This window comes from Terricaulis silvestris (assembly GCF_009792355.1).
GTDB lineage: Bacteria > Pseudomonadota > Alphaproteobacteria > Caulobacterales > Aquidulcibacteraceae > Vitreimonas > Vitreimonas silvestris.
Map to the genome: position 1 here is coordinate 2,315,688 of NZ_CP047045.1, position 13,553 is coordinate 2,329,240.

Below are 13,553 nucleotides of genomic sequence, written 5' to 3' on the forward strand. Positions count from 1 at the left end.
GCTAGAGCGCTTCTTCTTCGCTTACCCGCCGCGCGGCGGTCGGGCCTTCGCGCGCAAGCTCGTCGGCCTGCTCCAGCCATTCCTGGTCAGCGATGCGGCCGCGCAGGCGCAGATAATTGTCCACCCACGCAACATGATCCGGCGTCCAGGCCGCGATCTGGTCGAAGTGAAACACACCCAACGAATACAGCGTCGATTGCTGTTGCAAGCTGACGCCCTCGATCAGCGTGAAATCGTCCGGCGCGCCATTGCGCGCAGAACCAAGCACCGGCGGCTTCACGCCACGGTGCGCCGGCGCGGGCGGCGGTGGCGTGTCTTCGGCCGCCATCGCAGCCACCGCGCGTACCACTTCAACATTGATCGGCTGACGTTGCTCCAAGTGCCGCACGCGCGATTCCAGATAGCGCGCGCGCCATTTCCAGCGATCGAAATCCGGCGCCGCGTCCAGCAACGGCATCGGCGCGACCGGCGCGCGCGAGGCCGCCGCCTGCAGGTGCGCGACGCGCCGTTCGAGATAGAGCAAGCGCCACCGCAACAGCACGTCCACGTCGGCATCAGCAGCAAATGGCGACGCGGCGGGCTCGGGCGCAACTTCAGCAGGCTCTGCCGATGCCTGCGCCACGCGCAGCGCGTCTTCGAGGTAGGCCGCGCGCGCCTCTGCATCCCGCACGCGCCACTCCGGCAACGGATCGGCCGCGTCTGGTTCCGGCCCAGCGATAGGCTGAGCACGCGATTGCGTCTCCAGATAGCGCACGCGTTGCTCAAAATAGCGCAACCGCCAGAGCTGCAGCGCCGCGTTTTCCTCTGCGTTCGGATCGGCCTCGGCCTCGACGTCGATGGTGCGCGCACGTTCGGACTCGGTGTCGGCGACCAGGCCGCGAAGACGGCGCAACTCGTCGGCTTGCTCGGTGTCGTCGCCAAGCCCTCGACGACGCAATTCCGCAAGTTCACCAGTTAGATCATCAGTGCGCGCGCGCGCCGTTTCGAGCGCGCGTTCCAGCTCGGCAATGCGCCCGTCTCGAATAGTCAGCAAGCGCCGCGTCGCATCGGTCTCGCGCTCGTTCTCGACAATGCCGCTCGGCGCGCCGCCGTCCTCACCGGTCAACCTGATCAGGTCGCTCAGCAGATTTTCGCGGTCGCGCCGCAAAGCGCGTTGCGCCGGCGCCGCGCGTTCTGCCGCAAAGGCCCAGCCAGCGACGCCGGCAGACACCGCCGTCAGCAACAACCACACCCACAATTGGCCGATCAGATAAATCATCAGCTGCTCACGTAGAACTCAATGCGGCGGTTCGCGGCCTGCCCGGTTTCCGTTGCGTTGCTCACACGCGGGCGATCGGGTCCATACCCTTGAGCGCGAAGCCGCGACCGCGCGACACCCTGTGCCGCGAGATAGGCCGACACCGCATCAGCGCGCGCTTGCGACAATTGCATGTTGAGATCGCGCCCGCCGACATTGTCGGTATGTCCCGCGACTTCGATGGAGAACCGATCGCAGCGCAGCGCCACCGAGGCGAGACCGTTCAGCATTTGGCGGCTCGATGGATCAATCGAGGCCGACCCTTGCGCGAAGTTGATGACGTTGCGCTCCATCATGCGATCGAACGCGCGCTCACACGTCTCCGCATCGCCTGAAGCCAGATTGAGCCCCTGCAACTCGGGATGATCGACGTCCAAGCCGTCGACGGTCACAGCCAAGCGCGACCGGAAGGGCGGCGGCGGTTCAGCAAACCTGCGCCGGAGGGCGTTGACGGCTTCGCTGCCGCCATCGCCGATGAACACGACCTGCGTGTCGATGATGCGCGCTTCGCCGCTGTTGAGGCCGGCGAGCAAGCGCACGGCGTCTCGCGCCAGTGCGGTGAAGTCAGATGCCGGCGAGCCTCCCGCCACATGCATGTCGTTGACGGCTTCGGCGTTCGGAAATGCTTGGCCAGCGGCAGCGATCAGCTCCGTGCGTGCGGCTTCACTCGGCGCGGCGCCTGAAAGAACAATTCGCCCTTCCTCGCGACGCGCGCTCCAAGTGTAGGGCCGCTCGAACGCACCAACTTGCACGTCGGCGACGTTCACCGTGGTTACGCCACCCGCCCACGGGCCGCCCCCGCCTGCCGCGGTCAATGCCGCGCGGCGCGCGGTGACGATATCGGCTTCGTCCTCGACGATCCCGTGCAGCACAGCGTGCTGGCCTTGCATCTGAATATCCAGCCCAGGGTACCCAGCCGCAGCCAACGCCACCGACACGCGTTCGCGCAGCACAGTCGGCGCGCGCCAGACCGCGCCGTCATGCGGCGCCAGCATGCCGAGCAGCGTCGCGATCCCCGCGCCGGCAAGGCCGAAGATGAAGAGCGGCCGGCCTGGCTGCTCGCCGTCGCCGCGAAGCCAGCTCATGTGATCCGCGCGCGGCGGACTTGCGCATCGCTCAGTGCGCCGCGCAGGCGTTCAACGTCGCGCGCCTCGTCGCGATCGCGCTCCGCGGCCACGAACGCAAAGAAGCGCCAGCCGATGGCGAAGCCAAGCAGCGCCACCACCGCGAACAGGATCGCTTCGGAAAAGAAGAGCCCGATCATGATTCCCGCGCCACGCGCATTCCTTTGCCGCCTTAACGCCCTTCTAATGCCCGCCGAACTAAGCGAAAACCCGAAACACCCCCGTAAGCGTAACCGAGGCCCATGGCGCATCAGATCACCAGCGCGTCCAATCCCCAGATCAAGGCGCTCAAAAGCCTGCACCTGAAGAAGGGGCGCGCGGAGACCGGTTTGTTCCTGGCCGAGGGCGCGCGTCTGGCGGTCGAGGCCGCCGACCTTGGCGTGTGGCCGGAGATCCTGGTCTATTCGCCGGCAGCGCTGGCGCGCGAGCAAGTGCGCGCGCTGATCGGCCAGGCCGAAGCGCAGCGTGTGCGCGTGATCGAGACGAATGAGACGATCCTGGGTCAGATCAGCAAGCGCGATAACCCGCAGACAGTGATCGGCGCCTATCGTCAGCGCCTGTCGCCGCTTGACGCATTGCAGGGCGAGACCATCGTCGCACTCGAAGGCATTCGCGATCCCGGCAATCTCGGCACCATCCTGCGCACAGCGGATTCCACCGGCGCTAGCGGCGTCGTGCTGATCGGCGAAAGCTGCGATCCGTTTTCCGTCGAAGCCGTCCGCGCTAGCATGGGCTCGCTGTTCGCGATGAAGCTGGCGCGGGCTTCGTTCGAAGAGCTGCTGCGCTACAAGCAAGCGCGCGGCGCCGAGATGCTGGGCGCTTCGCTCAAAGGCGCGGCGTTCGATCCTAGTGCGCCCGCGCCCGCGCGCGCAATCGTGCTGATGGGCAACGAGCAATCCGGCCTGCCGCCAGAGATGGAAGGCGAATGCGACACCCTGGTGCGGCTGCCGATGCGTGGCCGCGCGGACAGTTTGAACCTTGCGATCGCAACGGGCGTGATGCTCTACGATCTTTGGCGGAGACGTGGCTATGACGGCGCACGCGCCTGAGATTCTGATCGCCGACGATTGGCGCGATTACCAGCTGCTCGACAGCGGCAATGGCGGCAAGCTCGAGCAGGTCGGCCCGTACCGATTCGTGCGCCCCGAACCGCAAGCGCTGTGGGCGCCGGCACGGCCTGCTGCCGAGTGGGATAGCGCTGACGCGATCTTCTCGCCCTCTTCGGGCGAGGACGACGAAGCCGGCCGCTGGCGCTTCAACCGCGAACTGCCGCAAAGCTGGACGTTGCAGTGGGATGACATCGCCTTCGTGTCGCGGCCAACGCCGTTTCGGCACCTCGCCTTCTTTCCTGAACACTCGGTGCATTGGCGCTACGCGCGCGACTACCTCAAAGCCCATCGCGGTGCGCAGCCCGAAGTGTTGAACCTGTTCGGCTACACGGGGCTTGCGTCGCTTGTGTGCGCGAAGGCTGGTGCGAAAGTCACGCACGTCGATGCATCAAAAAAAGCGATCGGCTTTGCCCGAAACAATCAACGCGAAGCCGGCTTGGCCGATGCGCCGATCCGCTGGATTTGCGACGATGCGCTCACCTTCGTGAAGCGCGAACTCCGCCGTGGCCGGCGTTATGACGGCATCATCCTCGATCCGCCGAAGTTTGGCCGCGGGCCAGACGGCGAAACCTGGAAGTTGGAGGAAAACCTCCCCGAATTATTGGACGCCTGCCAAACGCTGCTGCGCACCGATCCGAACGACCGCGCCAGCGCACGCGGCTTCATGATCGCCACCGTCTACGCCGTGCGGCTCTCCTACCTCGCGCTCGCGCAAACAGCGCAGCAAATGTTCACCGGCGGCGAATGGCAAACCGGCGAGATGGCGTTGCCACATGCAGGACGCAGCGAACTTCTGCCAACCGCGATCTTCGTGCGCTGGGCAACCTCTGACGGAGGCCGCGAATGGCCGAGAACGTGATTGTAGAGCGCAACGGTCCAGTCACGATCGTCACCATCAATCGCCCTGAACGGCGCAACGCCGTCGATGGCGCCACGGCGATCGCGCTTGAACAAGCATTCCGTGCATTCGACGCCGACGAGAACGCATTGGTCGCCATTCTCACCGGTGCGGGCGGCGGGTTTTGTGCGGGAGCCGACCTGAAAGCGCTGGCCAGTGGCGAGAGCGGCAAGCGCGTCGTAGAGGGCGGCCTGAATTCGTTCGGGCCAATGGGACCGACGCGGTTGCGGCTCTCCAAGCCTGTTATCGCAGCGATTGAGGGACACGCTGTCGCCGGCGGTATGGAACTCGCGCTCTGGTGCGATCTGCGCGTCGTGGCCGAGGACGCGACGTTCGGGATTTATTGCCGGCGCTTCGGCGTGCCGCTGGTCGATCTCGGCACCATCCGCCTGCCGCGCCTGATCGGCCACTCGCGCGCGATGGACTTGATGCTGACGGGCCGGCCGGTTGACGCGCAAGAGGCGCTGGCGATCGGATTGGCCAACCGACTCACGCCGTCTGGCGATGCACTCGTGCATGCGTTGACGCTAGCAAAAGACATCGCGGCGTTTCCGCAAGCGTGCATGCGCAACGATCGGCTGTCCGCGATTGAGCAATGGGATCACGACGAGAGCGCGGCCATCGACAACGAAATCCGTCGTGGGCTGGATACGCTACGCTCAGGCGAGACGCTGGCCGGTGCGAAGCGCTTCTCCGGCGGCAAAGGCCGGCACGGCGCGTTCGACGATCAGTGAAAGTTACGCCCCTTCGGCATCACGTTCGCAGCGGGACTCACATCCAGGTTGATCCGCACATTGCGCGGATGGCGCTGGCGCGCATCGCCCTCACCGCCGCGTTTGGGTTCGTCGGTGGGGCCCGTGGGATCGATCTCCGGACCACGATTGGACAACTGCGACAACAGCGGGGTCCAATCGTGCACGCGTTCGGCGATCACATGGATCACGCCACTCTCGCTCTGCACAGGCCCATCTACTGCGATCAGCCGCCCGCCGAGAATCTCTGGCCGGAATTGCTCGAAAATCTTCGGCCAGACCACGATGTTCGAAATCCAGCTTTCATCCTCAAGCGTCGCAAAGATGACACCGGACGCCGTGCCCGGACGCTGACGAACGAGCACGAGGCCTGTCACACGAACGCGTTGGCCGTTAGGTATCTCTCTCAGCTCTTCGGCTCTGATCGCTCCGCGCGCCGATAGTTCATCGCGGAGCAGCGCTGCCGGGTGCGTCTTCAGCGACAACCCGATAGTGCGGTAGTCTTCAACGATGTGCTCGCCAAGCAGCATCGACGGCAGATCGTAGTCCGGCTCCTTCGTCGGATCTTCCTCGCGCACGAACAGCGGCAAGTCCTCTTGCCCGCCCACACGATTGAGTGCGCGCGCCGCCCACAACGCCTCGCGCCGATCTAGCCCAAGCGACCGGAAGCCATCAAGATCGGCCAGACGGACGATCGTTGATGGTGAGAGGCCGCTGCGCAGCCACACATCGCGCACGGAATCATATCCGCGTCCACGACGCTCAATGAGCCGAATTATTTCTTCTTTGTCCAAACCCTGTGCCTGGCGAAAGCCTAACCGCAGCGCATGAGTGGATCGCACGTCTCCCCGCATGTCCTCATGGCGGTCATGCAAACGCTCTGAAGCGTTCGGCCCCTCTTCAAGAGAGTTGTCCCAGTCTGAGTGATTGATATCGATCGGCCGGGTTTCGACGCCGTGTTCGGCAGCGTCGCGGACAATCTGCGCGGGCGCGTAGAAGCCCATGGGCTGCGCGTTGAGCAAAGCCGCCGCGAAGACATCCGGGTAATAACACTTCAACCACGAAGAGGCGTAGACGAGAATGGCGAAACTCGCAGCATGGCTTTCTGGGAAGCCATATTCCCCGAAACCTTCAATCTGCGCGAACGACGCCTCGGCGAATGCCCTGTCGTATTTGTTCGCGATCATGCCATTGATGAATTTTTCTTTGAGCGAGCCGATCGTGCCGACACGTTTGAAGGTAGCCATCGCCCGGCGAAGCTTATCAGCCTCCGGCGGACTGAAGCCTGCGGCGACGATGGCGATCTGCATGGCCTGCTCTTGAAACAGCGGCACCCCCAGCGTGCGGATAAGAACTTCTTTCAACGCTTCTGACGGGTACGTGACCTTCTCGATCTCTTGCCTGCGTTTTAGATACGGATGCACCATGCCGCCCTGGATCGGCCCCGGCCGCACGATCGCCACTTCGATAACGAGATCGTAGAAATTCTTTGGCTTGAGCCGGGGCAGCATCGACATTTGCGCGCGACTCTCGACCTGGAACACACCGATCGAATCCGCGCGATGCAGCATCTTATAGACGCGATCATCGCTGGTATCGGTCGAATCAAGCTTGACCATTTCGTGCATTGGGTAATGCACAGCGCAAAGCTCGAATGCCTTCTTAAGGCAAGTCAGCATGCCCAAACCAAGCAGATCGACCTTGAGGATTCCGAGATCTTCCAGGTCATCCTTGTTCCACTCGACGACGGTGCGCTCATCCATCGCCGCATTCTGAACCGGGACAACATCATGAAGTTTTTCGCGCGTAATGACGAAGCCGCCGACATGTTGTGAGAGGTGCCGCGGGAAGCCTTGAAGCTCGTTGGACAACGCCACGCACTGCATCAGCTTTGAATCACTCGTATCGAGGCCCTGCTCTTTCAGATCCTTCTCTTCCACCCCGCTCGACCACCAATGCAACATCTTGGCGAAGCTTGCGATGCGGTCCTCGGAATAGCCGAAGGTCTTGGCGACTTCGCGGATGGCGCTGCGGCCGCGATAGCAAATCAGCGTCGCGGCAAGCCCGGCGCGGTCACGGCCGTACTTTTGATAGACGTACTGGATCACCTCTTCGCGGCGCTCGTGTTCGAAATCCACGTCGATGTCCGGCGGCTCGCCGCGCTCTTCGGAGACGAAGCGATCAAACAGCAGCGTGTTGTTGGCAGGGTTCACCGAGGTAACGCCGAGACAATAGCAGATCGTTGAGTTGGCGGCGGAGCCGCGGCCTTGACACAAGATCGGATCGACCGGATTGCCGTCCTTGTCTTTGCCCGAACGCGCGAAGGTGACGATGTCTGCAACGGTGAGAAAGTAAGGCGCGTAGCGCAAGCGCCCGACGATCTCCAACTCACGCTTCAATGAAGCCTCGACTTTCTCCGGAATCCCTTCCGGATAGCGCTCACGCGCGCCATCCCAGGCCTGCGCCTCCAGGGCCTGCTGCGGATCGGAATAGCCCTCTGACGTTTCTTCGGGGTACTCATAGCGCAGCTGATCCATCGAGAACGTCACGGCGTCGAGAAGGTGCAGGCTCTCCACCACCGCCTCGGGCGCATCTCGGTAAAGTCGTGTAATCTCACCGAACGGCTTAAGCTGACGCTCAGCGTTTTTCGCCAGAAGAGCGCCAGCGTTATTGAGCTTTTTCTTTTCCCGGATACAGGTCACGACATCTAGGAGTGCGCGCCGATCCGCGTGATGCATCAGCGGCTCGGTGGTGGCGAGCAGACGCGCATTGGTTTGCGCCGCGAGCGCTTTCAGCAAGCGGATACGGCGGCGATCTTCGCCATTGAATTGGAACGGCGCGGCGAGCCACGCATCACCTGCCGCGCCTTTGATCTGCCGTAAGTAAGGCGCGATACGGTCGGACACAGCACCGAGACCAAAATCCGGGATCAGAATAGTTTGCAAGCCGCCTGCGTGCGCGAGGTAATCGGCAAAATCGAGCCAGCATTCGCCTTTCGGCGCGCGGCGATTGCCCGTTGTTAGCAGCCGCGTAAGGTTCGCGTAGGCCGCGCGATCCTTCGGATAGACAATGAGATCCGGCGTCCCGTCGCGAAACACGAGGCGTGAACCAACGATGAGACGTAGCTTCTGTTCTTTCGCCTTCACATGCGCCCGCACCACGCCCGCGAGCGTGTTGCGGTCAGCAATGCCAATGCCGGAGAGCCCTAACTCAGCCGCCTGCGCCACCATCTCCTCCGGGTGCGAGCCAGAGCGCAGGAAAGAGAAATTCGTCGTCACGCACAGTTCAGCAAACCCGCTCATGCGAACAGCCCGTGCACATACCAACGCGGCTTCTCTTCGCTCTCGCCGTACAAGCCTTCGCGATAAAGCCAGTAGCGCCGTCCCTGTTTGTCCTCGACGCGGTAATAGTCGCGCGTCATCTCGCGCTTTTGCCAATCGCCGGCGATGCGTTCTGGGCCTTCGGAGCGCACCACTTCGCGCGTGACACGGCGCCAACGGAAGCGGATTGGCGGACCGTCGGGCACACCTGCCATGACTTCGATGGCTTGCGCTGGCGCATAGAGACGCACAGGGCGGCGCATCACGCTGTCGGCGGGTGGTTTTTTCTCTGGCGCTTTCTTCTTCTCTTTCCCGAGCGCCGAACGCCATCCTGCGGCGCGTTCCGGCGCATGCTCTTCATGCAGTTGTGGACGGAGGACGCGTTTGCCGCCGAGGCGGGAGCTTAGGATATCGACGATCTCGCTGATCTTTTCAGCGCCGGCCGCCGCTTCCTCCAGCGAGACCAGCGCCCGCGCGCGCTCCTCGATCGGCGCGGTGCGCACGGCATCGAGCCGCGCCGCTTCAAAGCCAAACTCAGCGTTTAGATTTTCGCCGACGACGTTGAGCTTTTCGCGGAAGAGCCGCATCAAGGCTTTCACATCGCGGAGCGGGCGGCTGACATTGATCGGCAGAATCCGGTCGCGACCGTCGACGCCGAACAGCACAAGCTCAGCGGCGAGCATGCCCACGCCACGCAATTCAAGCTTCGGCGCGGCGTCCTCGCACAACACCTGCGCGACTTCGAGCACAGCATCCGCCGTGAAGATCGGTTCGAGAAAACGCCGCAGCGCGAACACCATCGGCGGCGGCCGTCGCGGCGTCAGCACTTCGGGCACGCGCCCGAGCGCTTGATCGAGGTGCAACATGGCGTGCTCACCGCCGCGGGCGGTGAAGGAGCTGCGCGGGATTTCCGTGAGCTGGCCAATGGTCTTTAAGCCGAAGCGGCGGATGAATGCTGCGGCGTCGGGTTCGAGGCGGAGCGCTTCGATGGGGAGTGGGGATAGCGTCGCGCGCAAATCTTCTCCCCCGCCCCCTCGCGGGGCGGGGGGTGGGGGGTGGGGGGCGTTCAACCGCCCAGGCGCCTGCTTGTTTGAACGCCCCTCACCCCGCTGCTTCGCAGCGACCCTCTCCGCAAGGGAGAGGGTTTGTTTCCGCGCATAGCGTGCAAAAGCCCACGCCGCTCCAGGCGTACCGGCTACCGCCGCGCGCACTGTGAAGCCCTGTGCGTTCAGGTGCGTTACGATCAGCTTGCGTAGTGCTTCTTCCCCGCCGAACAGATGCGGACATCCCGTGATGTCGAGAAACAGCCCCTCCGGCGGATCAAGCACGACGATCGGCGTGAAGCGCTCGCACCACGCTGCGATGTTATCCAGGGCGCGCGCATCTTCCTCAGGCTCGGCCTCCACCGCTTCCAGCTTCGGCTGAATCGCGCGCGCGTCGGCCAGCGACATCGCCAGCCGCAAGCCGAGCGCACTCGCGCGCGCATCGACGCCGGTCAGCTGAAAGGCGCCGGCTTCCTTGGTGTACGTCGCGAGCGGACGATCGTCAGCCGGCGCGCGCCCGGATCGGATCAGCCGATCCGTCGACAAGCGCGGCAGATAGATCGCCAACCAGCGCGCGTTGTGCGAACCGGCGGTCATGTGCGTTCCAGTCGAGTGTAAAACGAGCGCCGGAAGGACCAGCGCGATTGCGTGTGAGTTCGGCCACGAAAGACGGCGGCCCGAGTTCGTCGTCCGGTGCATTGCTTTCCGCCGGCGAGATGCTCCACCGCGTCCACGCAGCACTTGGTCCGTTCGCCGGCTGCAGCAACAAACAGCGCGAATGGCTGCGCTCAGCGAACAGCAACAAACGCCGACTCGCCTTGAGATCGAGCGGCTTGCCATGCGCACCGAGCGCACAAATCACCACCGCGCGCGGCGCAGCGAGCGCCTGCTCCGCTGCCCACAGCGCTTGCTCGCGTTTCTTGGCGCGGATCACGATGAGCTTGTCGAGCGCCACGCCATACTGCGCGAGTCCGACAGGATAAGGCGCCCCCTCTTCAGAGAACGCCGCTTCCTCGCCTGCCCAGAAAATGCCTGCCGGCCCTGCCCAACTGGCGGCCAGCGCCAGGGAGAATCCCAGAGCAGACGCCTCGTACCCGGTCGCCGCGGGGCCGATCTCGTGCAGCGGAGCGCCGGCCATCTGCTGGAGAAAGCCAGCAAAGCCAGAAGCTTCAGGGTGTGGCTCCCCAAGGGGGCCAAAGGGGGCTGGACGCGGACTCATGTTCTCTATATGTTCTATACCCCTGACTCGCATTCTGCAAGGCGGTAGCGGAATGAACTTCGGAGCGCGCTGATGTTTGCCTACGCCCTCTTCGACACCGCCATCGGCCGCTGCGGCATCGCGTGGGGACCGCGCGGCGTCGTCGGCGTGCAGCTGCCCGAGCGCAGCGAAATGACGACCGTGACGCGCATCATGCGCCACTGCCCCAATGCCGAAGAAGCCGAGCCGCCGAAACCGATTGCGCGCGGCATCGAAGACATCCAAGCGCTGATGCGCGGCGAGAAGAAAAGCTTGCGCACCATCACGCTCGACATGAGCCGCGTGCCCGCCTTCAACGCGCGCGTCTACGAAACCGCCCGCTCCATCCCGCCCGGCAAGACCCGCACCTATGGCGAGATTGCCCGCGCGATCGGCGATCGCGACGGCGCGCGCGCCGTTGGCCAAGCCTTGAGCCGCAACCCGTTCGCGATTGTGGTGCCGTGCCATCGTGTCGTTGGCGCGGATGCAAAACTCGTCGGCTTTAGCGCCAGCGGTGGGATTGCGACGAAGCTGAAGCTCTTAAAGCTCGAAGGCTGGAGCGCGGAAGAGCAGTTGCTGTTCGAGGAATTGGCTTAGCGCCTAGCCCCAAACCGGCGTGACTGCTCCGGATTACCGCCGTCATCCGTCCCCTATTTTTGCGCTCCATCGCTATTTTCTTGCTCCGGCGCGGCCTTCTCTGAAAGCCTTTGCGCACTCGGAGGGACATCGATGGGCGGACATCCAACGCGTAGGTCGTTGCTGGCGCAGGCGGCAGCCCTTGGAGCGGCTCTCGCCTTCGGTCAGAGCTGTGCGCACACGGCCGGCGGCCCTCGCACCGAGAGACGCGATCTCTATCCGCACGGCGTGGCGTCGGGCGATCCCGCGCCGGAGAGCGTCATCCTGTGGACGCGCCGGGAGCCCGATGCAGGCGTCAGCGCGCATAGGCTGATGGTGGAGGTCGCTAGCGACGAGGCGTTTGCGCACATCGTTGCGCGTGGTGACGTGGAAGTGAGCGCCGCCACCGATTGGACGTGCCGCTTTCTCGCCGCGGGCCTCCGGCCTGCGCGCGAGTACTGGTACCGGTTCGTCGATGAAGCGGGAAACACCAGCCGCGTCGGCCGCACGCTCACCGCGCCTGCCGCGAACGATGATCGGCCGGTGCGTTTCGCGTTCGTCAGCTGCCAGGATCCGACCAACAGCGCGCTCAATGCCTACAGGCGCATGATCTACGAAGACGTGCGCCGTCCGCGTGCGGAGCAGCTGAGTTTTGTGCTGCACCTCGGCGACTTCATCTATGAGATTATCAAATATCCGGAGGACTCGCCGGACGGTCTTGATCGCGGCAGACGATTGCGCGGCAACGTGCGCTTTCCGACAGGCAAGAAGGTGCGCAACTTCCACTTCCCCGTCGACCTCAACGATTATCGCGCGCTCTATAAGCAGTTTCTCGCCGATCCCGATTTGCAAGACGCGCGCGCGCGTTGGCCGTTCGTGCCGGTGTGGGACAATCACGAATTCTCGTGGCAAGGCTATCAGAGCCAAGAGCAAATCTTCAACGAGCCGCAACCGGGACAGACATTGAAGGTCGCAGCGAGTCAGGCTTGGTACGAGTATCAGCCGGCGCGCGTCACCAAGCCCGGCGCGGGCGATCCGTTCGAAGCGCCGGCTGTCACCAATACGCCGCTCACGGATTTCGACGCGCGCGGCGTTTCACAAGAGCCCAACAACCTCATCGCAATTCACGCGCTCCGCATCGAACGCGCGTTTCGGTACGGCAAGAACATCGACATGATCTTGACCGACAACCGCTCCTTTCAATCGGCGCCCATCGACGGCTCAAACATACCTTCGTTGGACTTCGGCTTCTTTCCAGATACCGCCAACGACATTCTCGAAGCTGGCCGCGAATACCCCGGCGGCGCGCCAGCGACGATCCGTATTGGCGAAACCGAAGTCCCTAACCCGCAAATCAATGAACCGCCGCAGGCCTATCTCGGCATCGAGCAAATGGGTTGGTTCAAGGATCGCCTGCGTGCTGCGCAAGCGCCGTGGAAAATCTGGGGCCATTCGTTTGGCACGCTCACCTTGCGCAGCGATCCGCAAAATCTGCCGCCGGAATTGGCGCATACTTGGCCCAGCACCGAATACGGCGACTACAGCCGCTCCTACGTGGTCGAGCACGCCGAAATCTTCGGCATGGTGCGCAACGAGGGCATCACCGGGCTCACCATCTGCGTCGGCGACAAGCATTCATTCTGGGCCGGCTATACGAGCGAGACGCTGCCGCCGCGCCCGTTCGAGCCTGTGGGTGTCGAGTTCGTCACCGGCTCAATCTCGCAAGCGGGAGCGGCCGAGGTGCAAGCGCTGACCTTCCCGCGCGATAACGAGCTACGTCCATTCTACATGCACGATCGGCCCGACGGCTCCACGCAATGCGCGCTCAACACGACGCTGCTGCACGGCGTGCGGGCAGCGCTTGTGCTCCGCGACACCGACGACCTCGCGCAAACGCGCGCCGCGAGCAACCCGGACAGCGCCCCGAACCTCGAGTTCCTGGACTTCGGCGGCTACGGCTATTCGACGGTGCGCGCGTCGGCGGATGAGCTGGAAACGGAGTTCGTGTGCATTCCCCCGCCGTTGGAGCGCAGCGAAACTGAAGACGGCGGCCCGCTGCGTTATCGCGTGATCCATCGCGTGGCGCGTTGGGCGCCGGGGGCGCGTCCAGAAATGCGCCGCGAGATCGTCGAAGGCGACGTCGGGACCGCGATCTGAA

11 protein-coding genes are annotated in these 13,553 nt (G+C 63.9%); 5 read left to right on the forward strand and 6 right to left on the reverse strand.

Features of this window, described 5'->3' with window-relative positions; translation table 11 throughout:
- Nucleotide 1: 1 nt before the first annotated feature.
- From DSM104635_RS11865 to DSM104635_RS11875, 3 genes are read right to left on the reverse strand one after another with little or no spacing between them, the layout of a single operon-like run.
- Nucleotides 2-1,258: a helix-hairpin-helix domain-containing protein gene (locus DSM104635_RS11865; RefSeq protein WP_158766401.1), complete on the reverse strand. Its 1,257-nt coding sequence runs from the start codon at nucleotides 1,256-1,258 to the stop codon at nucleotides 2-4.
- On the reverse strand, nucleotides 1,258-2,382 hold the full coding sequence (locus DSM104635_RS11870) for an OmpA family protein (RefSeq protein ID WP_158766402.1): 1,125 nt from the start codon (nucleotides 2,380-2,382) through the stop codon (nucleotides 1,258-1,260). The genes DSM104635_RS11865 and DSM104635_RS11870 overlap by 1 nt, the downstream gene beginning before the upstream one ends.
- Nucleotides 2,379-2,561: a hypothetical protein gene (locus DSM104635_RS11875; RefSeq protein WP_158766403.1), complete on the reverse strand. Its 183-nt coding sequence runs from the start codon at nucleotides 2,559-2,561 to the stop codon at nucleotides 2,379-2,381. The genes DSM104635_RS11870 and DSM104635_RS11875 overlap by 4 nt, the downstream gene beginning before the upstream one ends.
- Before the next feature lie 102 nt (nucleotides 2,562-2,663).
- On the opposite strand from DSM104635_RS11875, the gene DSM104635_RS11880 reads away from it, so the two are divergent.
- The 3 genes from DSM104635_RS11880 to DSM104635_RS11890 are packed head-to-tail and all read left to right on the forward strand — an operon-like array spanning nucleotide 2,664 to nucleotide 5,162.
- Nucleotides 2,664-3,470: a TrmH family RNA methyltransferase gene (locus DSM104635_RS11880; RefSeq protein WP_158766404.1), complete on the forward strand. Its 807-nt coding sequence runs from the start codon at nucleotides 2,664-2,666 to the stop codon at nucleotides 3,468-3,470.
- The gene (locus DSM104635_RS11885) at nucleotides 3,451-4,389 is read left to right on the forward strand and encodes a class I SAM-dependent methyltransferase (protein ID WP_158766405.1); all 939 of its coding nucleotides are present in this window, start codon (nucleotides 3,451-3,453) and stop codon (nucleotides 4,387-4,389) included. The genes DSM104635_RS11880 and DSM104635_RS11885 overlap by 20 nt, the downstream gene beginning before the upstream one ends.
- Nucleotides 4,374-5,162: a crotonase/enoyl-CoA hydratase family protein gene (locus tag DSM104635_RS11890; protein WP_158766406.1), complete on the forward strand. Its 789-nt coding sequence runs from the start codon at nucleotides 4,374-4,376 to the stop codon at nucleotides 5,160-5,162. The genes DSM104635_RS11885 and DSM104635_RS11890 overlap by 16 nt, the downstream gene beginning before the upstream one ends.
- Here DSM104635_RS11890 and DSM104635_RS11895 read toward each other — a convergent pair.
- The 3 genes from DSM104635_RS11895 to DSM104635_RS11905 are packed head-to-tail and all read right to left on the reverse strand — an operon-like array spanning nucleotide 5,156 to nucleotide 10,681.
- Nucleotides 5,156-8,482, reverse strand: coding sequence for an error-prone DNA polymerase (locus DSM104635_RS11895; RefSeq protein WP_158768082.1), 3,327 nt, complete (start codon nucleotides 8,480-8,482; stop codon nucleotides 5,156-5,158). The two genes, DSM104635_RS11890 and DSM104635_RS11895, sit on opposite strands and share 7 nt — an antisense overlap.
- Nucleotides 8,479-10,140: a Y-family DNA polymerase gene (locus DSM104635_RS20175; RefSeq protein ID WP_158766407.1), complete on the reverse strand. Its 1,662-nt coding sequence runs from the start codon at nucleotides 10,138-10,140 to the stop codon at nucleotides 8,479-8,481. Before DSM104635_RS20175 ends, DSM104635_RS11895 begins: the two co-directional genes overlap by 4 nt.
- Nucleotides 10,046-10,681, reverse strand: a complete 636-nt coding sequence (locus DSM104635_RS11905) for an ImuA family protein (protein WP_158766408.1) — start codon at nucleotides 10,679-10,681, stop codon at nucleotides 10,046-10,048. The genes DSM104635_RS20175 and DSM104635_RS11905 overlap by 95 nt, the downstream gene beginning before the upstream one ends.
- A gap of 153 nt (nucleotides 10,682-10,834) precedes the next feature.
- Between DSM104635_RS11905 and DSM104635_RS11910 the strand changes: the two genes are divergently transcribed.
- Both DSM104635_RS11910 and DSM104635_RS11915 read left to right on the forward strand, forming a co-directional pair.
- Nucleotides 10,835-11,377, forward strand: coding sequence for a methylated-DNA--[protein]-cysteine S-methyltransferase (locus DSM104635_RS11910; RefSeq protein WP_158766409.1), 543 nt, complete (start codon nucleotides 10,835-10,837; stop codon nucleotides 11,375-11,377).
- 132 nt (nucleotides 11,378-11,509) lie between these two features.
- Nucleotides 11,510-13,552 carry an alkaline phosphatase D family protein gene (locus DSM104635_RS11915; protein ID WP_158766410.1) on the forward strand — a complete coding sequence of 681 codons (2,043 nt, stop codon included), beginning with the start codon at nucleotides 11,510-11,512 and terminating at the stop codon, nucleotides 13,550-13,552.
- The last annotated feature ends 1 nt before the right edge of the window (nucleotide 13,553 follow it).

Coding starts and splice junctions, on each gene's coding strand:
- DSM104635_RS11890 (WP_158766406.1), top strand. CDS start 4,374: ATGGCCGAGAACGTGATTGTAGAGCGCAACGGTCCAGTCACGATCGTC.
- DSM104635_RS11910 (WP_158766409.1), top strand. CDS start 10,835: ATGTTTGCCTACGCCCTCTTCGACACCGCCATCGGCCGCTGCGGCATC.
- DSM104635_RS11870 (WP_158766402.1), bottom strand. CDS start 2,382: ATGAGCTGGCTTCGCGGCGACGGCGAGCAGCCAGGCCGGCCGCTCTTC.
- DSM104635_RS11865 (WP_158766401.1), bottom strand. CDS start 1,258: ATGATTTATCTGATCGGCCAATTGTGGGTGTGGTTGTTGCTGACGGCG.
- DSM104635_RS11875 (WP_158766403.1), bottom strand. CDS start 2,561: ATGATCGGGCTCTTCTTTTCCGAAGCGATCCTGTTCGCGGTGGTGGCG.
- DSM104635_RS11885 (WP_158766405.1), top strand. CDS start 3,451: ATGACGGCGCACGCGCCTGAGATTCTGATCGCCGACGATTGGCGCGAT.
- DSM104635_RS11895 (WP_158768082.1), bottom strand. CDS start 8,482: ATGAGCGGGTTTGCTGAACTGTGCGTGACGACGAATTTCTCTTTCCTG.
- DSM104635_RS20175 (WP_158766407.1), bottom strand. CDS start 10,140: ATGACCGCCGGTTCGCACAACGCGCGCTGGTTGGCGATCTATCTGCCG.
- DSM104635_RS11915 (WP_158766410.1), top strand. CDS start 11,510: ATGGGCGGACATCCAACGCGTAGGTCGTTGCTGGCGCAGGCGGCAGCC.
- DSM104635_RS11905 (WP_158766408.1), bottom strand. CDS start 10,681: ATGGCCGGCGCTCCGCTGCACGAGATCGGCCCCGCGGCGACCGGGTAC.
- DSM104635_RS11880 (WP_158766404.1), top strand. CDS start 2,664: ATGGCGCATCAGATCACCAGCGCGTCCAATCCCCAGATCAAGGCGCTC.